The organism is Streptomyces monomycini (genome assembly GCF_022271435.1).
Lineage (GTDB): Bacteria > Actinomycetota > Actinomycetes > Streptomycetales > Streptomycetaceae > Streptomyces > Streptomyces monomycini.
The window spans coordinates 1-20,896 of the sequence record NZ_JAFIQY010000074.1 but is presented as its reverse complement, the minus strand read 5'-3'; the positions used below and the strand labels follow the sequence as shown (position 1 = coordinate 20,896).

The 20,896-nt window shown below is 72.7% G+C and carries 14 protein-coding genes; 5 read left to right on the top strand and 9 right to left on the bottom strand.

What is annotated here, in order from left to right; all coding sequences use genetic code 11:
- On the top strand, nucleotides 1–195 hold a 195-nt coding region (locus JXZ78_RS39555; RefSeq protein WP_372498494.1), incomplete at its 5' end, for a hypothetical protein.
- Here the strand turns inward: JXZ78_RS39555 and JXZ78_RS39550 are convergent.
- From JXZ78_RS39550 to JXZ78_RS39540, 3 genes are all read right to left on the bottom strand, one after another.
- Nucleotides 165–665 (bottom strand): GtrA family protein, encoded by a 501-nt coding sequence (locus JXZ78_RS39550; RefSeq protein ID WP_308281083.1) that lies wholly within the window; start codon nucleotides 663–665, stop codon nucleotides 165–167. The two genes, JXZ78_RS39555 and JXZ78_RS39550, sit on opposite strands and share 31 nt — an antisense overlap.
- A 101-nt stretch (nucleotides 666–766) precedes the next feature.
- Nucleotides 767–1,738, bottom strand: a complete 972-nt coding sequence (locus tag JXZ78_RS39545; protein WP_238783709.1) for a glycosyltransferase family 2 protein — start codon at nucleotides 1,736–1,738, stop codon at nucleotides 767–769.
- Nucleotides 1,739–1,800: 62 nt separating this feature from the next.
- Nucleotides 1,801–4,419 (bottom strand): YfhO family protein, encoded by a 2,619-nt coding sequence (locus JXZ78_RS39540; protein ID WP_238783708.1) that lies wholly within the window; start codon nucleotides 4,417–4,419, stop codon nucleotides 1,801–1,803.
- Between the two features lie 368 nt (nucleotides 4,420–4,787).
- Here JXZ78_RS39540 and JXZ78_RS39535 point away from each other — a divergent pair, with 368 nt between their 5' ends.
- The 3 genes from JXZ78_RS39535 to JXZ78_RS39525 all read left to right on the top strand — a co-directional run bounded on the left by JXZ78_RS39535 (nucleotide 4,788) and on the right by JXZ78_RS39525 (nucleotide 10,126).
- Nucleotides 4,788–7,769 (top strand): bifunctional glycosyltransferase/CDP-glycerol:glycerophosphate glycerophosphotransferase, encoded by a 2,982-nt coding sequence (locus JXZ78_RS39535; protein ID WP_238783707.1) that lies wholly within the window; start codon nucleotides 4,788–4,790, stop codon nucleotides 7,767–7,769.
- Nucleotides 7,756–8,910 carry a glycosyltransferase gene (locus JXZ78_RS39530; RefSeq protein ID WP_030024707.1) on the top strand — a complete coding sequence of 385 codons (1,155 nt, stop codon included), beginning with the start codon at nucleotides 7,756–7,758 and terminating at the stop codon, nucleotides 8,908–8,910. The genes JXZ78_RS39535 and JXZ78_RS39530 overlap by 14 nt, the downstream gene beginning before the upstream one ends.
- 70 nt (nucleotides 8,911–8,980) lie before the next feature.
- The gene (locus tag JXZ78_RS39525; RefSeq protein WP_078624702.1) at nucleotides 8,981–10,126 is read left to right on the top strand and encodes a glycosyltransferase family 2 protein; all 1,146 of its coding nucleotides are present in this window, start codon (nucleotides 8,981–8,983) and stop codon (nucleotides 10,124–10,126) included.
- A gap of 56 nt (nucleotides 10,127–10,182) precedes the next feature.
- Here the strand turns inward: JXZ78_RS39525 and galE are convergent, their stop codons facing one another.
- Entirely contained in the window at nucleotides 10,183–11,160 is a 978-nt protein-coding gene (galE, locus tag JXZ78_RS39520; RefSeq protein WP_030024704.1) for a UDP-glucose 4-epimerase GalE, read from the bottom strand.
- A gap of 165 nt (nucleotides 11,161–11,325) precedes the next feature.
- On the bottom strand, nucleotides 11,326–12,975 hold the full coding sequence (locus tag JXZ78_RS39515; RefSeq protein WP_050503050.1) for a glycosyltransferase family 2 protein: 1,650 nt from the start codon (nucleotides 12,973–12,975) through the stop codon (nucleotides 11,326–11,328).
- A gap of 388 nt (nucleotides 12,976–13,363) precedes the next feature.
- On the opposite strand from JXZ78_RS39515, the gene JXZ78_RS39510 reads away from it, so the two are divergent.
- Complete coding sequence (locus JXZ78_RS39510) at nucleotides 13,364–15,676, top strand: bifunctional glycosyltransferase/CDP-glycerol:glycerophosphate glycerophosphotransferase (RefSeq protein WP_063726192.1); 2,313 nt, start codon at nucleotides 13,364–13,366, stop codon at nucleotides 15,674–15,676.
- A 19-nt stretch (nucleotides 15,677–15,695) separates the two neighbouring features.
- Here JXZ78_RS39510 and JXZ78_RS39505 read toward each other — a convergent pair whose 3' ends face one another.
- From JXZ78_RS39505 to JXZ78_RS39490, 4 genes are all read right to left on the bottom strand, one after another.
- Entirely contained in the window at nucleotides 15,696–16,688 is a 993-nt protein-coding gene (locus JXZ78_RS39505; protein ID WP_030024701.1) for a class I SAM-dependent methyltransferase, read from the bottom strand.
- 196 nt (nucleotides 16,689–16,884) lie between these two features.
- Entirely contained in the window at nucleotides 16,885–17,766 is an 882-nt protein-coding gene (locus JXZ78_RS39500; RefSeq protein ID WP_030024700.1) for a carbohydrate ABC transporter permease, read from the bottom strand.
- Complete coding sequence (locus JXZ78_RS39495) at nucleotides 17,763–19,115, bottom strand: carbohydrate ABC transporter permease (RefSeq protein ID WP_030024699.1); 1,353 nt, start codon at nucleotides 19,113–19,115, stop codon at nucleotides 17,763–17,765. Before JXZ78_RS39495 ends, JXZ78_RS39500 begins: the two co-directional genes overlap by 4 nt.
- Before the next feature lie 103 nt (nucleotides 19,116–19,218).
- Nucleotides 19,219–20,658 (bottom strand): ABC transporter substrate-binding protein, encoded by a 1,440-nt coding sequence (locus JXZ78_RS39490; protein ID WP_238783706.1) that lies wholly within the window; start codon nucleotides 20,656–20,658, stop codon nucleotides 19,219–19,221.
- Nucleotides 20,659–20,896 lie beyond the last annotated feature (238 nt).

Sequence of the window (20,896 nt, the reverse complement as noted above, 5' to 3'; positions counted from 1 at the left end):
GGGAAGGTGCCGCATTCGGGTGCGGCGGCCGTGGGGCAGGACACCGACGGACGCGCCGTGCTGGCCGTCCTCGGCAACGACGGACGGCTGCATGTGGTGCGGCAGCGGGACGCGGGGGCGGACGGCACGTTCCAGGAGTGGCGGGCCCAGCCGGTCCCGCGAGGTCAGAGTGGCCCGGCGCACCGTACCGGCTGAGCCTCGTCACCCGTACGGCCGTCCCCCTCGCCGACCGGAGCGGCATCCGTCCCGTGGGGCCGCGCCCGTCGGGGCAGGAGGATGCGGGTGGACACCAGATAGGTGAACGGGATCGCGATCACCGAGGCGACCAGCGGCGCGATACGGGTGCCGAGCCCGCACCAGTTGACCAGCACGACCAGACCCGCGCTCTGCACCATGTAGTTGGTGACCTGGGTGAGCGGGAAGAGCAGGAACTTCTTCCAGGTGGGACGGGTGCGGTAGGTGAAGTAGGTGTTCAGGAAGAACGAGCCCACCATGCTGAACAGGAACGCGATCGTGTAGGCGGCGAAGTACGCCATCCAGGGATGCAGCGCCAGGTAGCACCCGTAGAAGGTGAGGGTGTTGACGCCACCGACGACGGCGAAACGCAGCAGCCGCCCGAACGGCAGCCGCCCGAACGGCAACCGCCCGATCGGCAGCCTCCGCAACCTGACCCGCCCGAACGAGCACCGCCCGACCGAGAACCGTCCGAACCGGACCCGCCCGGCCGAGAACCGCCCCCGTGACGGCCGGCGGTACGGCCGACGTCTCATCGGCGCGTCCGCCCGGCGACCCGGGCCGTCGGAGTGTGGGTGGGCGCTGTCCCGTTGGTCTCCTTGACCAGGAAGTGCGGGCGCCGCTTGGTCTCGTAGTAGATGCGGCCGATGTACTCGCCGATCAGGCCGAGCATCACCATCTGGAGCCCGCCCAGGCCCACGATGATCGCCACCAGCGTCACATAGCCGGGCGCGGTGATGCCCCCGGCGACCGCCGCGCCGATGATCCACAGGGCGTACGCGGCGGCCAGCCCGGCCAGGCTCAGCCCCGTGTAGATCGCCACCCGCAGCGGGCGGCTGTTGAAGGAGATCATGCCGTCGATGCCGTAGTTGACCAGGGCGCCGAAGCGCCACTTGGTCCGGCCGCCCTCGCGCTGGGCGTTGCGGTAGTCGAAGGTGACGGTGTCGAAGCCTATCCAGGAGAACAGGCCCTTGGAGAAGCGGTTGTACTCGGGCAGTGAGACCAGCGCGTCCACGGCGGTGCGCGACAGCAGCCGGAAGTCGCCGACCCCGTCGGTCAGTTCCACGTCCACCCACTTGTTGACGGCGCGGTAGTACAGCTTGCTGACCATGCTCCGCAGCGGCTTGTCGCCCTCCCGGCTGCGCCTGGCGATGACCTGGTCGTGGCCGAGCTGGTAGAGGTCCAGCATCTTCTCGATGAGCTGGGGCGGGTGCTGGAGGTCGGCGTCCATCAGGATGACGGCGTCGCCGCCGGCCTCCTTCAGGCCCGCGAGCATCGCGGCCTCCTTGCCGAAGTTACGGCTGAAGGAGACGTAGCGGGTGGTGGGGCGGTGCTGCTGGGCGAGGGTGCGTATCCGGTGCAGGGTGCCGTCGGTGCTGCCGTCGTCGACGTAGCACAGCTCGTACTCGACGGCGAGCCGGCCGAGCACCCCGCGGATCTCCTCGTCGAAGCGCCCGATGACTTCCTCTTCGTCGTAACAGGGGACAACGACCGAGAGCTTCATAGGGGGCCCTTTCGCCGGGGCGGAGCGCGGCGGGAGCCACCACGTCCCAGGCAGCAAGTCTACTAATCAGACGAAATGTCACGATTCGAGCGCGGCGGCCGGACGGTGCGCCGCACCCGGCTCCCGCCCCGGCGCCGCCGCACACCGCAGGTGACGGCCACGGCGGCCAGCACCCCCAGCGCGGCGCCGCTCGCGGTCAGTCCCGGCAGCAGCCCGGGCGGACGGTACGAGCAGTCCACCCGTGCGGCGCCCGCTCCGAGGGGTACGGCCGTCAGACCGCCGAACGAGTGCGGGGCGCGCCAGGCACCACCGTCCACCCGGCAGCCCCAGCCGGTGACCGTCGGCACCGCGAGGACGGCCGTGCCCGTGCTGTGCGCGGGCAGCTCGGCGGACAGCCCGTGGCCGCTCGACGAGAGCCGTACCGGGGCCTGTTTCCGCAGGTCAGTGACGGCGGCGGCGAGTTTCTCGCGGTTCAGGCAGCCGAGCGGGCGGCCGGGGACGCGCTGGGCCTTCGGGTTGCTGAAGGACACCGTCAGCCGCCCGTCGGCCGGGGTGACGCCCAGGCCCTTGACCGGGTTCGCGGTCGTCTCCCGGATGCCGAACCCGGGGGAGGTATGGCCGGCGGCCCGTACCTTGCCGTGGTACCAGGGCGCGTACCAGTAGACGTCGGAGCCCGGTGTGCACCGGGCCGTGAAGACGGCCGCGCCGCCCCGGCGGGTCGCGGGCAGCCGCCACTCGCCGTCGACCAGGCGCGGCACCGGACGCACGGCCCCGCTCCCCGGAACGGCCACCGCGTGACTCCCCGCGGCCGGACCCCCGGCGCCGCCGCCCCCGCCCACCGGGCGCAGCGCCGGCACCTCGTACACCCGCGCGCCCAGCAGCCGCTCCTGGCGGGCGAAGACCGATCCGCCGCCGACGCGCGGATCGGCGCGTACGTCGATGCCCCGCGCGGCAGCCCCGCTCCGCCGCTGGTCGAGGCCGTCCGCGGACAGGCCGGGCCGTACGGTCAGCAGGGGCGCGGCGGCGGCCCGCCCCACGTCGACCGGCCCGGCCTGCGGACCGGTGCGGAAGCTGCTCACCGCCAGGACCGCGCGGCTCACGGGGTCCTCGACGCTGCGGAGGTGACGGCCGTGGATGTACCAGCCGCCGCCCATCTCGCGCAGGGTGCGCGCGGTCCGTTCCGGTACATAGCTGCTGTAGTACGAGCCGCCCTCGCCGCCCAGCAGCAGGGGGTCGTTGTTGGCGAACTCGTGCGGTCCGGGGTCGGTGCGCGAGCGCGGCCAGTCCTCGCTTTCCCTGATCTCCCGGTGGACCGCGATCGACCGGTCGTCGAGCGTGATCTTCGGCTCCCACCAGGCGAGCTGGTCCCTGACGGCCGTCACGGAGAACGCCGCATAGGCCGACCCGAAGAAGACTGCGCAGGTCAGGGCAGCTGCGGCGAGGGTACGTACGGTGCTGCACGCGCGGTGCCGGGCCAGTGCCACCAGCGCCGCGAGCACCACCGCGCCGGAGCCCAGCACCAGGATCCAGGTGGCCGGGCCGACCACGCTGCGGCCGTGGCACAGCGCGGCGAGCAGGGCGACCAGTACGGCCCCGGCCGCCAGCTCGCGCGGGCGCGGCCGGTGCGCCAGCGCCAGCCACGCGATCATCACCAGGAGCGCGCTGAGCACGAAGGAGGCGCGGTACGGGCTGCCGTTGGGGACCGCCAGGCCGTGCCAGAGCAGCAGCGTCGGTTTCCACACGAAGGAGACCGCGACACCGGCGGCCAGGACGTACCAGGCGACCCGCGTACGGACCGGAATGGCACGGACGAAGGGGAAGGCCGCCATCAGCAGCAGCCCCAGCATCCCGATGAACAGGTGCGGCGCGGGCACCGAGCCGCGCCCGCCGGGCAGCAGCTCCGCGACGAAGTCCAGCGTCGGTGGCCGGCCCCGGTAGACGGCCTCCGGGGCGGGCCGGGACGCCTTGCTGGCCTTGAGGGTGACGGTGATCGCCGGGGCCGCCAGCAGGACGCCGGTCAGCGCCATGGTGGCGGCACGGGCCAGGGAACGCAGCCGGTCCCGTACGGGCACCTCGGCGGCGAGCAGCAGGCGCAGGGCGAAGACCAGCGCCATGGCGAGGGTCGCCATCGCCGCCGTGTAGAAGTTCCCCGCCCACGACACGCCGACGAGCAGGGTGCCGGCCACCCAGCGGCGCCGGTGCAGGCACCAGTCGGCGGCGATGCCGGTCAGCGGCAGCGAGACCAGCCCCCACATCCACATGGGGTCGGCGCTGCCGTCGCTCACGACCCAGGCGCAGGTGCCGTAGCCCACCGCGAGCAGCGCGCGCAGCCACGGCGAGCCGGGGTGCAGCCGCCCGAGGAAGACGGTCATCAGGGCGGTGCCGAGGCCGACGCAGCCCAGCGTGACGAGGAACACCGGCAGCTCGGCGAGGTCGCGGGGGAAGAGGCCGACAAGCCAGGAGAACGGATTCATCAGATAGGTGAGGAAGTCGGCGAGAAAGGGCACACCGTAACCGCTGTTCCAGTTGAGGAGCAGGTCACCGGTGGTGCTGCCGTGCAGCAGGTCCCACAGACGGGTGTGGAACGGTACGAACTGATTTCCGAGGTCGTTGACGGCGCGTGAGCGGGTACCGAACGGATAGCTGCCGAGCATCGTCATACCGAGGCAATAGGCACCCATGGCCAGCAATGCTGCGAAAGGCGGCGCGCATCGTGGCGTCGCCAGGCGTTCGGCCGGCGCGGTCAGCATTTTGATCGTCACATTCACGGGGCGGCCGCGCTTCCCTGGTCACCTGCGTCTTGAGCGAGTAGATGCCGCTTTTGGGTGATCCGTTTTTCATGTACGGCATGTCGGGACCCGGTTCTCGATGCGGGAGATCGTCCCCGGGTCGAGAGTCCTACGGTAAGCCAAATGTCCGCAATAATGCGGTTTGACAAGAGCGAGGTGCGGCGGCGAACGTGCGCTCGTACGCCGGTCGACGGCGTGCCGGGCCGGTCGCTGGCCAAGGTAGCTTTGGGATCCCGCAGCGCTATGAAAAGAGGATTGGGGTGCCCGTGCCTGACGTCTCCGTAGTCGTGATCGTCTATAACGACGCCGACCGGCTACCGACGGCCGTCCGGTCCGTACTGGACCAGACGCTCCACGGAGTCGAAGTTCTGATCGTCGACGACTGCAGCACGGACAGATCCTTCGACGTGGCCCGGCAGCTCGCCGCCGCCCACCCCGACCGGGTGCGGGCGCTCCAGCTGCCGGAGAACAGCGGCGGCTGCGGAGCGCCCCGCAACCACGGCGTCCAGCACGCCACCGGCGCGTACGTGATGTTCCTGGACAGCGACGACGTCCTGGAGCCGAACGCCTGCCGCAACATGCTGGAGGCGGCCGAGCGCACCGGCGCCGACCTGGTCTCCGGGATGTGCGTACGGGTCGAGGTCGATTCCCGTCACAAGAAGCAGACCGAGTGGTATCCCTGGCTGTACTCCCGCACCCGGACCATCGAATCCATTTCCGAATTGCCCGACCTGCTGGTCTTCGACACGCTGTCGACCAACAAGTGCTATCGGCGGGAATTCCTCCTGGCGGCCGGGCTCGTCTTTCCCGTCGGCATCCACTACGAGGACCTGCTCTTCTCGGCCCAGGCGTACGTGGCGGCCCGGCGCATCACGCTGATCCCCAACCACGTCTACTTCTGGAACGTGTTCGAGAAGGCCGCCACCAAGTCGATCAGCAACAGGCGCCACGAGATCGCCAACTTCGCGCATCGCATGGAGATCCACCGCCGGGTGGACGAACTGCTGGAGCGCGAGGGGCTGGACGACCTCAAATTCCACAAGGACGTCAAGTTCCTCAAGCACGACCTCGTGCTGCATCTGCGTGATCTTCCGCTGCTGGACGAGGACTACCGCCGCGAGTTCGCCCGGATGGCCAACGGCTATCTCGCCGGTATCGCCCCCGAGGCGTACGAACGGGTCCAGCGCATTCAGGCGATCTGCGCCTACCTCCTCGCCCGGGAGGACTGGGCGAATTTGATGCCCGCGGTGGACACACTGATCAACCGCGACAAACTCTCCTCGCCGCTCGCCGAGCGCGACGGCCGCATCTACTGGTGCGCCGAACACCTCGACGACCCCGAGGGCCGCCGCGTCCTGGACGTCACCGACGCCGGGTACCACACCCGCTCGGTCGGCAAGCTGTTCCTGCGCAACCAGCTCACCGCCTACGAGGACGACGGACAGGGCACGGTCCGGCTGGCCGGCACCGTCGTCAACCCGCTCGGCAAGGTCGCCCCCGGCACCCCGCTGCGCGGCCGGCTCGAACTCAAGGCCCGCCGCAAGAGCCTCCAGGCGTTCTCCTTCCCGCTGACCTCCCTGCGCATCGCGGCGGACGGCCTGCACTGGGACGCCGAACTGGACCTCGCCCGCCGGCTGCGCCCGCTCGGCGTGATCGACGCCGTCTGGGACGTCCGGCTGATCCTGGACGTGGACGGTGTCACCACCCGCACCCGCCTGACCGTCGGCGGCGTCGACCTCGACAGCGCCCACGCGCTGCGGGTCCGCCCCCGCCTCAGCCGGCTGGTCTCCGACCGCGTCGAGCCCGCCACCTCCAAGCGCGGTCACCTCTCCTTCGTCCTGGATGCCCAGGGCAAGGCGGCCCGGCGCACCAACGACGTACTGCGGCAGGCGCTGCGCAGCCCCGCCGCCGACCTCGCCAAGAGCGGTGTGCGCAAGGCCCGCAAGGCCCAGCGCGACCTGAACTCCGGCGAGACCAAGCTGCGCGTCTACCACGAGGTGTTCAGCAAGCTGCCCGTCCGCAAGGGCCTGGTCGTCTTCGAGAGCCACCTCGGCAAGCAGTACAGCGACAGCCCCCGCGCCATCTACGAGGAGATGCGCCGCCAGGGCGTCGACTTCGAGGCCGTGTGGGCCTACGACGGCAAGAAGCCGGAGGGCTTCCCCCAGGACGCCACCCTCGTCAAACGCTGGAGCTGGCAGTACCTGCGCGCCCTCGCCCAGGCCGAGTTCTGGATCGACAACCAGGGCTTCCCGCTGCGCCTGGTCAAGCGCCCGGAGACCACCTACATCCAGACCTGGCACGGCTCCGCCCTCAAGCGCATGGGCTTCGACGAGCCGCGCATGAAGCTCAAGACGCGGGCCGCCAAGGAGGACTTCCAGAAGGTCCTGGACCGCTTCGACCACTTCCTGGTCCGCTCCGAGCACGACGTACGGACCCTGGCCGGTGCCTTCCGGCTGCGCGACGAGGTGCTGCTGCGCAGCGGCTACCCGCGCAACGACGCGCTGGTCGCGACGCGCCGCGCCGAGGAGGCGAGCGGCGTGCGCGAACGCGGCCCGCTCGCCGAGGAGCTGGGCATCGGCGCGGACAAGACGGTGCTGCTGTACGCCCCGACCTTCCGCGCCAACCCCAACGGTTCGGTCCGCGGCTTCGAACTCCCCTTTGACGTGGACGAGTTCGCCGAGCGCTTCGGTGACCGCTTCGTGCTGCTGATGCGCTCGCACTACCTGAACAACGTGGTGCTGCCGCCCTCCGTGCGCGGCAAGGTCATCGACGTCACCGGGCACCACGACATCACCCCGCTGCTCCAGCTGGCCGACGGCATGATCACGGACTACTCCTCCGTGATGTTCGACTACGCCCTGCTCGACCGGCCGATGCTGTTCTTCGCGTACGACTACGAGGAATACGCCAACGAGGCGCGCGGCACCTACTTCGACCTCAAGGAGAAGGCGCCGGGCCCGGTGCTGGGCACGGCCGAGGAGCTGTTCGCGGCCATCGAGGGCCTCAAGGCGGCCGACGAGGGCCACCGGGAGGCACGGCGCCGCTTCACCGCCGAGTTCGGCGAGTACGACCAGGGCGACGCGGCCCGCCGGATCGTCGACCGGTTCTTCGGCGGCGCCGGAGCCGCCGAAGAACCGGACAGCGGTCCGGCGCACGGCGGCGCGCTGCCCGGCCCCGCCGTCATCACCGGCTCCGCGCACAGCGGTTCTTCCGTGAAGGGGGAAGCCCATGACCGGGCGTGACATCTTCATCGTCAACAACAACGTCGACGAGATGGGCGGTGTGACCACCTGGTCGCACCAGATGGCCCGGCTCTTCACCGAGAGCGGCCACCGGGTGCACGTCGTCGGCGTCGTACCGGCCCCCGAGGAGCTGCGCGCCGACCTCGGCGACGACCTGCCGTACACGACGACGACCCTGTACGACGCGCACCCGCCCAAGGCCGTACCGGCCGCCCGCGGCATCAAGGGCCGCCTGAACATCGCCGAACAGCGGCGGCGCGCCGCCCGCCAGGCCGGGATGCAGCAGCAGGCGGACAAGCTCAGCGCGCTGTTCCGCGGGGCCCGGCCGGGCGGCGTGGTCATCGTGACGCAGGTGTGGGCCATGGAGTGGGTGGCGCTCGCCGACACCGCGGGCCTGCCGGTCGTCGGCATGACCCACGAGTCCTTCGACGCCTGCCGCAAGTCCTCGCGTTTCGGGCGGGTCAAGAAGTACTACCGGGGCGTGGACCGGCTGCTCGCGCTCACCCGTGAGGATGCGGACCTGTGGATCCGCCAGGGCATGGACAACGCGGACTTCATGCCCAACCCGCTGCCGGTGATGCCCGAAATGCCCTCCGACCGCACCGCGAAGGTCGTCGCCAGCATCGGCCGGCTCTCCGACGAGAAGGGCGTCGACCTGCTCCTGGACACCTGGGCCATGGTCGCGCCCGATCACCCGGACTGGACCCTGCGGATCTACGGTTCCGGCGACGACGAGGACCTGCTGAAGAAGCAGGCCGCCATGCTCGGCCTGGACGGTTCCGTGGAGTTCATGGGCCGTACCGACGACGTGGCCGGGGCGCTGCGCGGCGCGTCCGTCTTCGCCCAGTCCTCCCGGGCCGAGGGCTTCCCGCTGTCCCTCATGGAGGCGATGGCCGGCGGCGTGCCGTGCGCGGCGTTCGACTGCGCGCCCGGCGTCCACGAGATCGTGCGGGACGGTGAGGACGGCCTGCTGGCGGTGGTCGGCAACACCACCGAACTGGCCCGCCACATCGACGCGCTGATTTCCGACAAGGAGCTGCGCGACCGGCTCGGCACGGCGGCGCGGGAGAACGTCCAGCGCTACTCGACCGACCGCATCCTGAAGCGCTGGGAGGATCTCTTCGCCCTGCTGGAGCGCTGAGGCACCCTGGACGGGCCCGGCCTCGCGCACCGCGGGGCCGGCCCGTACCGGATGACGGAAGAGGCACACCGTGGCAGCAGACCGTCCGCCCGCTCTCGCGAGCCGGGGTCCCCGCGACCCCGTCGTCTCCGTCGTCGTGCCGGTGCACAACACCCGGCGCTACCTCGAACAGTGCCTGGGTTCCGTCTTCGCCCAGAGCCTCGGGCCGGACGCCGTCGAGGTGATCGCCGTGGACGACGGGTCCGACGACGGCAGCGGCGCCTGGCTGGACGGACAGGCCCGTACGCACCCGAACCTGACGGTGCTCCACCAGCCGCCGTCGGGCGGCGCCGGACGGCCGCGCAACGTCGGCATGGACCAGGCCCGCGGCCGGTACCTCTTCTTCCTCGACTCCGACGACCACCTCGGCACCGAAGCCCTGGAACGGCTCACCGCCCTGGCCGACACCCACGGCTCGGACCTCGTCTACGGGCGCATAGTCGGCACCGGCGGGCGCCCGGCCCCCGTCGACCTGCGCACCACCAGCCCCCGCGTCACGCCCTGGGACTCGCCCGTCTACTGGACGCTGGCCGCCTACAAACTCTTCCGCCGCGCCTACGTCCAGGAGCGCGGACTGCGCTTCGTCGAAGGGCGGCTGCTCGCCGAGGACCTGCCCTTCGGCATCCGCGCCCTGCTCGGCGCGGACACCGTCTCCGTCCTCGGCGACTACGACTGCTACTACCTCCAGGGCCGCGACGACGACTCCAACGCCAGCCGCCAGGATCTCGACTGGCCCGAGCACCTCGGCTACATCGCCACCGTGCTCGCCGAGGTCGCGGAGCTGGTGCCGCCGGGCCCCGAGCGCGACACGCTCATGGTCCGCCACTTCCACGGCGAGATCCTCGCCCAGTTCGCCGCGCCGTACCTCGCCCGGGACGCCGAGGGGCGCCGCGCCATGGCGAAGGCCGCCCGTCCGCTGGTCGAGGCCTACCTCACCGACCGGGTGCTGGTCGCCCTCCCGCCCCGGCTGCGGCTGCGCGCGCACTGCCTGCGGGAAGGGCTGGTGGACGAGCTGAGCGAGATCGTCCGCGCGGACACCGGGCGGGAGCAGGGGCCGCCGGTGACGGACGCGGACGGCCGGGAGTACGCCGCGTACCCGTACTTCCGCGACCCGGAGCGCGGCATTCCGGACGAGTGCTACGCACTGCGGCCGACGGGCCCCTGCGAAACGGCCTGAAAACCTGAGAACACGTACGCCCCCGGCGGCACCGGGGGCGTACGAAGGGGCTCGGATCAGGCGCCGGCGCGGTGGTGCTGCCAGCCCTGCCAGGCCGAAGTGATCATGTCGCGCACGTCGTGGCGCGCCTTCCAGCCCAGCTCGCCGGCGATCCGGTCGGCGGCCGCGACGACCCGGGCCGGGTCGCCGGGACGGCGCGGGGTGACCTCGGCGACGGCGTCGGTGTGACCGGTGATCTCGGTGATCAGGTCGACCATCTCCTTGACGGAGACGCCCTCGCCACGGCCGATGTTCAGGGTCAGGTCGCGCACCGGGCCGGGCTCGGCCAGCTTGCGCGCGGCGGCCAGGTGGGCGTCGGCGAGGTCCGCGACGTGGATGTAGTCGCGGATGCAGGTGCCGTCCGGGGTCGGGTAGTCGTCGCCGAAGATCCGCGGGGACTCGCCGTCGGTGAGCTTCTCGAAGACCATCGGGACGATGTTGAAGACGCCCGTGTCGGCCAGCTCGGGGGTGGCGGTGCCGGCCACGTTGAAGTAGCGCAGGCACGCGGTGCTGATGCCGTGCGCCTTGCCCGCCGCGCGCGCCATCCACTCGCCGACGAGCTTGGTCTCGCCGTACGGGTTGATCGGCGCGCAGGGGGTGTCCTCGGTGACCAGGTCCACGTCCGGCATGCCGTAGACGGCCGCGGAGGACGAGAAGACGAACTGGCCGACGCCGCCCGCCGCCATGGCCTCCAGCAGCGTCTGCAGGCCGTACACGTTCTCGCGGTAGTAGTGCAGCGGCATCTCGACGGACTCGCCGACCTGCTTCTTCGCGGCCAGGTGCACGACACCGGTGATGCCGTGCTCGGCGATGGTCCGGTCCAGCAGCTCGCGGTCCAGGGTGGAGCCCACCACCATCGGCACGCCCTCGGGGACCCGGGCGGCCACGCCCGTGGAGAGGTCGTCGAGCACCACGACCCGCTCGCCCGCCTGTGTCATGGCCCGTACGACGTGGGCGCCGATGTAGCCGGCGCCGCCCGTGATCAAGTAAGACATCTCGCCATCCTAAGGGGGTCGTTGCTCGTCGGGTGGTGCGGTGCGGACGCCGGCGGGCGGCGCCCCGGAGGCCACGGCGGCCGGGTCCGGCGCGCTGACCGGGGCCGTCGCAGGGCCTCCGCCGAGCCGGGCCCGGCCGCCGCCGGCCGGGCCGCTGTGACATGACTAACGAGCGCGCCCGCCGCCGCGACGCAGCTTGCGGGCCGCGATCTGCCACGCGGTACGCATACCGGACGCCATCCGCAGCGCCAGTGCTCCGCCCGTGGTCGCGTACGGCTGCGCCAGCAGCAGGCCGTGCCGGGCGCTGGGCAGCGCGTGCCGCCGCAGCCCGGGGCCGGTGGCCCGCAGCGCGGCGTGCAGCACGGAGCCGTCCGCGCAGCGCACCTGAGCCGTCAGGTCCCACGGCACGGGGGTGCCGGAGCCGCTGTCGCCACGGCTGATCAGCGCACCGAGGTCGAGCGCCGTCTCGGCCGTCCAGGCGTCTCCGGACGGGTCCGGGGTGAGGGTGGCGGTGTGCACGGGCCCGCGGCGGCCGTCCGCCCGGCGGCGCAGCTCCACGTCGATGCCGACCGGCCCGGCGGCGCCCACCCGCCCGTACAGCTCGTGCACGCGCAGCCGCAGCAGGGAGCGGGCGCCGAGGACGGGCTCGGCGTCGACGGTCACCGGCAGCCGGTCGGCGGGCAGCGCCTCCAGGCCGTCCAGTTCGGCCTCGGACAGGCCGGCCGACCACACGGGCCGCTCGCCGTCCCGCGCGTACGGCGGCAGCAGCCGTCCGGGGCGCGCGGCGAGCTGGGTGAGCCGGTCGGAGTCCACCGGCGTCTCGGAGGCGAGCAGCACCCGGGCGAGCCAGCGGGCCGGGGCGGTGGCGGCGAGCAGTTCGCCCTCCTCGAACCCGGCCAGGTAGGCGCGGGTCAGCCGCCACCACTCCTGCCGGTAGTCCGTGCCGCGGGTGTGCAGCTCCCGTACGTACATCCGCAGGTCGTGGTCGAGGAACTTGGTGCGCGCCGCGCTCGCGAGGCCCTTGTGCCCGGCGTCCGCGAAGATCCGCACGCTGGTGCGGTGCGCCTCGATACGGGCCTCCCAGTTGGCGACGTCCTTGCGGTCCAGCGAGATCGACTGCTTCTTGGCGCTGCGCCGGACGTGCCAGACGTACACCTCGTCGGGGACCACCGCGAGGCGCGGGGCGGCGGCCAGCACCCGGGAGGTGAAGACGAAGTCCTCGTAGGTGAAGCGGCCGTCGGGGAAGAGGATGCCGTGGTCGAGGAGGAAGGCCCGGTCGTAGAGCTTGTTGACGCACAGGGTGTCGCCGACCAGCTCGGGGTGGGCGGTGACGGGGTCGTGCAGTGCGGGCGCGCGGTAGAGGTCCGGCTGCCAGGCCACCTCGCGCGGCCCCGGCAGCTCGCGGCGCACGCACAGGCCCGCCGTCACCGGGGTGTCGTGGCGCAGCGCGGCCGCCAGGAGGGCGTCGACGGCGCCCTCGGGCAGCACGTCGTCGCTGTCCAGGAACATCACGAAGCGGCCGGTGGCGGCCCGCAGCCCGTCGTTGCGGGGCGTGCCGCAGCCACCGCTGTTGTCCTCCCGGTGGAGCACCCGCAGCCGCGGGTGCTCGCGCGCGAGGTCGTCCAGGACCTGGCCGGTGCGGTCGGTGGAGGCGTCGTCGACCGCGATCACCTCGGCGATCGCGTCCCCCTGCGCCAGCGCGGAGCGCACCGCCGCGCCGACCAGCGTGGCGTCGTTGTAGGCGATGACGACGATGCTGACCTGCGCGGACGGCGTGAGGGCAGACCCCGGCCGCGGCTCTGGGGCTTCATTCACAGTCACTACATCTACATTTCGTGTCGGTGTGGTCGGCGCCGGAGGGCCGAGGGCCCCTTCCGTACGGAGGCCGCGAGCCGGCCCACGGTTGCGTGCGCGCCCCTGCTCCGGGCCATCTTGCCGTCCCGCGCCCCGCGGCCGGGCGCGGGGCCCTGCCACCCGCCGTTCGCGGCTCCCGCCGTCCGCTGTCCACGGCTTCCGCCGCCCGCGTCCGTGGCCCCGCCGCCGTGGTCCGAGGTGCACCGCTCAACTCGCCACGCGACGGCGGGTCACCGGGTCAGGGCCGAACGGGTGACGGACGCGATCGACAGTGCGTAGTGAAGTGATTACGCTCTGCGTCCGTTCCTCCTGTGTCCTCGGACCTGCGAGCCCCGACCTTGGGATTGCCATGCCCCGGTTCAGCGTCATCGTCCCTGCCCGCGGCGTCCAGGGCTTCCTGCGCGCCTGCCTCGACTCCGTACTGGAACAGTCCCACCGGGACGTGGAGCTGATCGCCGTCGACGACTGCTCGGCGGACGCCACCGGCGCGATCATCGACGAGTACGCGCGCCAGGACCCCCGCCTGACCGCCCTGCACCAGCGCCGGCCGAGCGGCGCCGGCCCGTCCCGCAACGCCGGTGCCGCGCTGGCCGGCGGCGACTACCTGCTCTTCCTCGACGGCGACGACACGCTGGCCCCCGGCGCGCTGGCCGCCGTCGACGCGCGGCTGCGGGCGTGCGGCGAGCCGGACGTCCTGCTGTGGGACCACGACCGGACGGACGTCTGGGAACGGCGGCGGCCCAGCGGTGACGGCGCCTTCCTGGAGGCGGCGGAGGGCACGCTGTTCGACGCCGTGCAGCGCCCCGGCGTGCTCGGCGTCGAGCCCGCCGCGTGGAACCGCGCGGTGCGCCGCGAGCACTGGACCGGCCGGGGGCTCGCCTTCGCCGACGGCCCGTACGAGGACGTCCCGTACGCGTACGAGAGCCTGTTGACCGCCGGGCGCGTCGCGGCGCTGGACCGGGTGTGCGTCACCTGGCGCGAGCGGCGGCGGGGCAGCGCCGTGACCACACCCGGGCGCCATCACTTCGTGGCCGTCGAGCGGTACGAGGAGCTGTTCGCCCGGCTGGACGATCTGCTGCCGGGGGAGCCGGACGGGGGCGGGGAGCCGGCCCCGGCGGAAGACGTCCGGCTTCCGCTGCGGACCGTCCTGCACGCCCGCATGACCGACCGGCTGCTGGCGATCCTCGACGATCCCGACCGCATCGTGCCCGCCGACCGCGCCGCCTTCTTCCGCGCCGCGAGCCGCTGCATCCGCACACACCGGCCGGACGGCGCGCCGCTGCCCGCCGCCCTGCGCTCGTACCGCGCCTACCGGTCGCTGCACGGCGCGCAGGTGCTGCGGCGCGAGGTGGCCAAGGAACTGCGGGACCGCGGCGAGGCCGCCGCCCGCACGGCCTTCCGGCGTTATTACGGCCTGCGGCTGCACACCCCGCTCGACGCCGACCTGGTGCTCTACGGCGCGCGCGGCAACCGCGCGGTGACCGGCAATCCGTACGCCGTCGACCGCAAGGCCCGCGAGATCGCGCCCCAACTGCACGGCGTCTGGGCCGTCCATCAGGATGCCGTGGACGCCGTCCCGGCAGGCGCGGACCACGTCACCGTAGGCTCCCGCCGCTACTGGGAACTCCTGGCCCGCGCCACCTACCTGGTCACCGACGGCGACTTTCCCGGCGCGGCCGGACGGCCGGGACAGATCTGCCTCCAGACCCACCAGGGCACCCCGCTGAAGGCCACCGGCCTGGACTCGCACCGCTACCCGGGCAGCCCGGCGGGCCCGGGCCCCGGCCGGGCCCTGGAACACGCCGACCAGTGGACCTACTGCCTCTCCGCCAACCAGCACTCCAGCGAGATCTGGGAACGCGCCTACCCCAGCTCGTACGAGACGCTGGCCACCGGCTTCCCCCGCAACGACCGGTACGCCACCGCCACCGCGGCCGAAGTGCGCGCGCTGCGGGCCGCGCTCGGCGTCCGGCCCGGCGCGACCGCCGTCCTGTACGCCCCCACCCACCGCGGCGGGCCGGGCGGCACCGTCCCGCCGCTGGACGTGGCCCGCCTCGCCGCGGCGCTCGGCCCGCGCTTCCAGCTCCTGGTCCGCGCCCACCCGTACAGCGGCCCCTACCTGGGCGTGGACCCGCACACGGCCGCCCTCCAGGAGGAGGGCGCGGTCCTGGACGTCTCCGGCCACCCGCACATCGAGGACCTGTGCCTGGCCGCCGACGCGCTGCTGTGCGACTTCTCCTCGGTCCTGTTCGACTACGCCGACCTCGACCGGCCGATCGTCGTGCACACCGCCGACTGGGATGCCTTCCGGCTCACCCGCGGCGTCTACGTCGACCTGCTGTCCGGACGGCCCGGCGACACCCCCGGCGTCCTCGCGGCGGACGAGGCGGACATCGCCGGGGCCTTCCACTCGGGGCGCTGGGACGGCCCGGCGGCGGCGTCGCTGCGGGCCGCCTTCCGGGAGCGCTTCTGCCAGTACGACGACGGGCTGGCCGCGGAGCGGGTGGTGCGCCGGGTACTCCTCGGCGAGGACGACCTGCTGCCCCTGCTGCCGCCCGGCGAACGCCGCACCGCCCCGTCGCCCCGGGCCGCCGAACGGGCCGCGGCCCGCCAGGACGGCGCCGGGCGCACCCTCACGGGCCCCGGGGCGGTCGTCGGGTGAGGGCGGGGGCGGCCCGCGCTCAGCGGGCCGCCGAGCGGCGGCGGGCGGCGACGACGGCCTTGGTGATGAACGGCGGCAGGACGTTCACCGCGAGACGGCGGGCCGGACTGCGGCGCGCCCGGGTGGCGGCCGGACGGGACGCGGCGGCGCGGGCGGGCGTCCGCGATCCGGCAGCGGGGGAGGCGGAGGAAACGGCGGAGGCCGCGGCCGCCGGGGCGGCGTCGCGCGCGGGCTCCGTACGGTGCCGGGAGACCGGGTGCGCGGGCTCCTTGGCGTTCTTGGCGCTCAGCCGGATCAGCGGCGCCCCGTTGACCTCCTGCACCTCGTGCCACACCCCCTCGCGGCCGGTCAGCCACGCTAGCAGCGCCGCCTGTACGGGCGCGGGATCGCCCCACGTGCCGTAGAACTTGGTCGGCGTGATGCAGATCGGACGCAGCGCCAGTCCGGTCACCGCCTGCCAGGTCGCGGCGGCCACCCCGGGGCAGTGCTCGGCGCGGAAGTCGTCGAGGACGACGACGCCCTGGGGCGTGAGCAGGTCGCGCACCGTGACGATGTCGCCGTGCACATGCTCGTACAGGTGCGAGGCGTCGATGTGCGCGAAGCGGCAGCTGCCCGGCTCGACGTGCCGCGCCACGCTGGAGCTGAGCCCCTGCACGATCTCCGGCAGCTCGTCGTGGAAGGCCAGGTAGTTGGCCTCGAAGGCGCGGCGCGTCAGCGTGGCGTAGGACTTCGCCATCTCCTTGGAGTTGGAGGCGTCCTCGGCGGGGGAGTCGAACAGGTCGCAGACCGTGAACCGGTCGCCGGCGCGCAGCCGGGCGCCCAGGAAGATGGCGCTCTTGCCCAGGTAGACGCCGAGTTCGAGCAGGTCGCCCGGCTCGGCCCGGTCCTCCTGGCGGGCCAGGAACCAGTCGAAGAGCAGCTGGTCGGCGGTGAAGAACCAGCCCTTCACGTCGGCCAGCCGGGCGGGGCGCGGGAGCTGCTCGGCACTGAGGTCTGCGGAGGGTGCAGTCATGTGCGGTCCGTCTCCAGACGGTCGGGGAGGTGGCGTCGTCGGCGTGGCCGTCATCGTGGGGCAGCAACGTGAACGGAAAGTGGCCTACGGCACAGCGTTCCCTTACGCCCCCGCGCCCGTTCCCGTACCGGCCCGAGCCCGCTCCCGTAGCGCCCCGCGCCCGCTCCCGTACCCCTCCGGCACCCGCCGGGCGCGCTCACTTCACCGCGCCCGCCATCACCCCGGAGACGAACTGCCGCTGGAAGGCGAAGAAGACGACCAGTGGGACCACCATCGACAGGAACGCGCCGGGCGCCAGTACGTCGATGTTGTTGCCGAACTGCCGTACCTCCTGCTGGAGCGCGACCGTGATCGGCGGGCTGCCGCTGTCCGCGAAGATCAGCGCCACCAGCAGGTCGTTCCACACCCACAGGAACTGGAAGATGCCCAGCGAGGCGATGGCGGGCCCGCCCAGCGGCAGCACCACCCGGGTGAACAGGCGCAGTTCGTTCGCGCCGTCCAGCCGGGCCGCCTCCAGCAGTTCGCGCGGGATCTCGGCGAAGAAGTTGCGCAGCAGGAACACCGCGAAGGGCAGGCCGAAGGCGGTGTGGAAGAGGATCACGCCGGGCGTCGTCTCGAACAGCCCGATCGCGCCGAACAGCTCGGCGACGGGGATCAGCGCGACCTGCACGGGCACGACCAGCAGGCCGACCACGACCATGAACCAGGCGTCGCGGCCGGGGAAGTCCATCCAGGCGAACGCGTACCCGGCCAGCGCCCCGATGACGACCACCAGCACCGTCGCCGGGACCGTGATCAGCGCGGTGGTCAGCAGCGAGTCCATCACCTTGGCGTTCTCCAGGAGATGGCCGTAACTGGACCAGGTGAGCTGGGCGGGCTCGGCGAAGACCTGCCACCAGCCGGACTCGGCGATGTCCTGCGGCGAGCGCAGCGAGGACACCAGCAGGCCGACCGTCGGCATCAGCCAGAACAGCCCGATCAGGATCAGCACGACCCGCAGGACACCGCCGCCCGTGCGGGCCGCGATCCGGGCGGGCAGCGACTGCTTGGCCCGTACGACACCGTCGGCGGTCGTCATCGCCCGCGCTCCTTCCGTAGGCGCCGGAGATTGACGTACATCACCGGCAGGACGAGCAGCAGCAGGAACACCGCGATGGCGCTGCCGATGCCCTGGTCCACATCCGTGCCGAACGACGACTGGAAGAGCTGGAGCGCGAGGACGTTGGCGTCCTTGAGGCTGGAGCCCGGCGCGATGATGTAGACCAGGTCGAAGATCTTCAGCACGTTGATCATGAGCGTGACCAGCACGACGATCAGGACGGGCGCCAGCAGCGGCACCGTCACCCGGCGGAAGACCTGCCACTCGTTGGCGCCGTCCACCCGCGCCGCCTCCAGCAGCTCCCGCGGCATCCCGGCCAGGCCCGCCGCGATCAGCACCATCGCGAACCCGGCCCACATCCAGATGTACGCGCCGATGATGGCCGGGGTGACCAGGGCCGGGCCGAGCCAGTTCACGCCGTTGTACGCCGCGGCGAAGTTCGCCGCGGGGAGCCGCAGCTGTGCGCCGTCCGCCGCGGCGGGCAGCGTGAACCGCCCGTCCGGGCCGGTGGTCGTGCTCGCGACGGTCCGCCCGTCCTTGACCGCCTCGACGGTCAGGCCGGGCAGCCCCTTCTCGGCGCGGTCGATGATGTTCGCGGTGCCGCCGCCACCGCGGGTGAAGTCCAGCCAGGCGGTGCCGGTGACCTTGCCGGGTTCCGGGCGCGCGGCCGTCGCCGGGCGCGCGTCGCCCAGGTCGGCGGGCTGCACGGCCACCAGCGGCAGGTTCGCCGGGTCACCCGCGCGCACCGGCTTCGCCGTGGTGTACGCGCCGCCGGACGCCGTCAGCCCGGCGTTGGGCCGCGGCTTGGCGCCCGGGTACGGCGCGGGCTCCGCGAAGGTGTCGTGGACGCCGACCCACACGGCGTTGGCGACACCGCGCTCGGGGTCCTGGTCGTACACCAGCCGGAAGATGATGCCCGCGGCCAGCATCGAGATCGCCATCGGCATGAAGACGACCAGCTTGAAGGCGGTGCCCCAGCGGACCCGCTCGGTGAGCACCGCGAAGATCAGGCCGAGCGCGGTGGCGACGGTCGGGGCCACCACGACCCAGATGACGTTGTTCTTCAGCGCGATGCGGATCCGCTCGTCCGAGAACAGCTCGACGTAGTTGCCCAGGCCCACGAAGCCGTCGCCGGACGTGTCGAACAGGCTCCGGTAGACCGAGAAGCCGATGGGGTAGACGACCAGCGCCCCGAGCAGGACGAGGGCGGGCAGCAGGAAGACGGCGGCGACCCAGGGGCGGGTGCCCGCCACACTCTTGACCCGGCGCAGCGTGCCGGTGCGCGGACGGACCGGGCCGGCCGGCCCGCCCGCGGTCGCAGCGTTCATGGTGGTGTCCCCCGGTCGATGCGGTCGGGCGGCGGTGCGCACCGTGGGTGCGCTGCTGCGGCGGCGGGCCGCGCGGGATCCGCCGCCGTACGGGCGCTCCGGGTCAGCTGCCGTACGCCTTGGCGGCGTCCTGCTCCAGCTTCTTCTGGGTGCCCGCGATGTCCTTGGGGTTCTTCAGGAAGTCCTGGAGGTCCTTCCACTCGCCCTGGCCCGGCTTGCCGCCGAAGCCGGCCGGCGCCTGGTCGGACATGTCGAAGCGGAAGGCGTCGCCCGCCTTGATCAGCGCCGCGGCGATCTCGCGCATCGTGTCGTTGGCGTACGCGGCCTGGTCCAGCTCCTTGTTGGGGGAGACGAACCCGCCGGCCTGCGCCCAGATCTTCGCGGCGTCCGTGGAGGCGAGGAAGGTGAGCAGGGCCTGCGCGCCCTTGGTGTCCTTCAGGGCCACCGCCGCGTCGCCGCCGGTGACCACCGGGGACCGGGAGCCCACCGCGGGGAACGGGAACACCTTGGCGTCCGTGCCGACCTTGGCCTTGGTCTGCGCGATGTTGGTGGCGGCGTAGTCGGCGGAGGAGACCATGGCGGCCTTCGGCTGCTCGCCGCTGAAGGTCTGGGTGACCGACGCCGGGAACTGGGTCTGCAACGCGCCGCTGTTGCCGCCGGCCAGCAGGCCCGGTGTGCCGAAGAGCCGGCCGAGAGCGGTGAGCGCCTGGGTGACGGACGGGTCGGTCCACTTGATCTTGTGCTGGGCCAGCAGGTCGTACTTCTCCGGTCCGGCCTGGGAGAGGTAGATGTTCTCGAACCAGTCGGTCAGCGTCCAGCCGTCCGCGCCGCCCACCGAGACCGGCGGAACCCCGGAGTCCGCGATGGTCTGCGCCGTCTTCAGGAACTCCGCCCAGTCCTTCGGCTCGGCCACCCCCGCGTTCTCGAACGCCTTGGCGTTGTACCAGATCAGCGACTTGTTGCTGGCTTTGTAATACACGCCGTACTCGGTGCTGTCGTACGAGCCGAGCTGCCGCCAGCCCGGGGAGAAGTTCTTGGCGAGCTGCTCCTTGGCCTCGGGCCCGAGCGGCTTGAGCCAGCCCTTGCGGGCGAACTCCCGCAACACGCCGACCTGCGGCGGGAACGCCACGTCCGGCTGCCCGCCGCCGGCGATCTTCGAGCCGATGAAGCCGGCCATGTCGTCACCGCTGGGGATGTAGTCGACCGTCGCGCCGGTGCGCTTCTCGAACTCCTCCAGCACCTTCAGGAAGCTCGCCCGCTCCGGGCCGGTCCACACCGCCGCGACCTGGAGCTTCTGGCCGGACAGCCGGGGGAGCTGAACGGAGACGCCGCCGCTGCCCTTGCTGCTGTCCCCGCTCTTGCCGCCGTCACCGCCGTTACCGCTGCCGCTGCACGCGGTCAGCGTCAGGGCGCCCGCCGCGGCGAGCGCCAGGGCGACGCGGGTGGTCGCGGTGACGCGGGCGCGGGCGGCCGCCTGGCCGTTCGCCGTACGGCCGGTCGCCGTGGTGCGCGCGCCGGCGCGCCGTGTGCGTGAAGTGCCCATCCCCGTAAGCCCCTCCCGTGCGGTGCACTGAGCGCCGTGTGGCGGTCCGCGCCGTGCGACGGTCCGCCGGGCACAGTCCTACGCCCGGATCACCGGCCCCGCAATACCGCCTCCCGCCCCAACTGGCCTTTCGTGACCGGCCCGTTACCCCTCGCGTACACCTCACGACCGCGCCACGCGCGGCACGCCGGGGCCGCGCGCGGACGGCCGGGCGCCGGGGCCGGGCCGCCGGCGCCCG

Excerpts from the sequence above, each read along its gene's own strand:
- JXZ78_RS39545 (WP_238783709.1), bottom strand. The coding sequence starts at position 1,738 with ATGAAGCTCTCGGTCGTTGTCCCCTGTTACGACGAAGAGGAAGTCATC.
- JXZ78_RS39540 (WP_238783708.1), bottom strand. The coding sequence starts at position 4,419 with ATGGGTGCCTATTGCCTCGGTATGACGATGCTCGGCAGCTATCCGTTC.
- JXZ78_RS39530 (WP_030024707.1), top strand. The coding sequence starts at position 7,756 with ATGACCGGGCGTGACATCTTCATCGTCAACAACAACGTCGACGAGATG.
- galE (WP_030024704.1), bottom strand. The coding sequence starts at position 11,160 with ATGTCTTACTTGATCACGGGCGGCGCCGGCTACATCGGCGCCCACGTC.
- JXZ78_RS39510 (WP_063726192.1), top strand. The coding sequence starts at position 13,364 with ATGCCCCGGTTCAGCGTCATCGTCCCTGCCCGCGGCGTCCAGGGCTTC.
- JXZ78_RS39505 (WP_030024701.1), bottom strand. The coding sequence starts at position 16,688 with ATGACTGCACCCTCCGCAGACCTCAGTGCCGAGCAGCTCCCGCGCCCC.
- JXZ78_RS39500 (WP_030024700.1), bottom strand. The coding sequence starts at position 17,766 with ATGACGACCGCCGACGGTGTCGTACGGGCCAAGCAGTCGCTGCCCGCC.
- JXZ78_RS39495 (WP_030024699.1), bottom strand. The coding sequence starts at position 19,115 with ATGAACGCTGCGACCGCGGGCGGGCCGGCCGGCCCGGTCCGTCCGCGC.
- JXZ78_RS39490 (WP_238783706.1), bottom strand. The coding sequence starts at position 20,658 with ATGGGCACTTCACGCACACGGCGCGCCGGCGCGCGCACCACGGCGACC.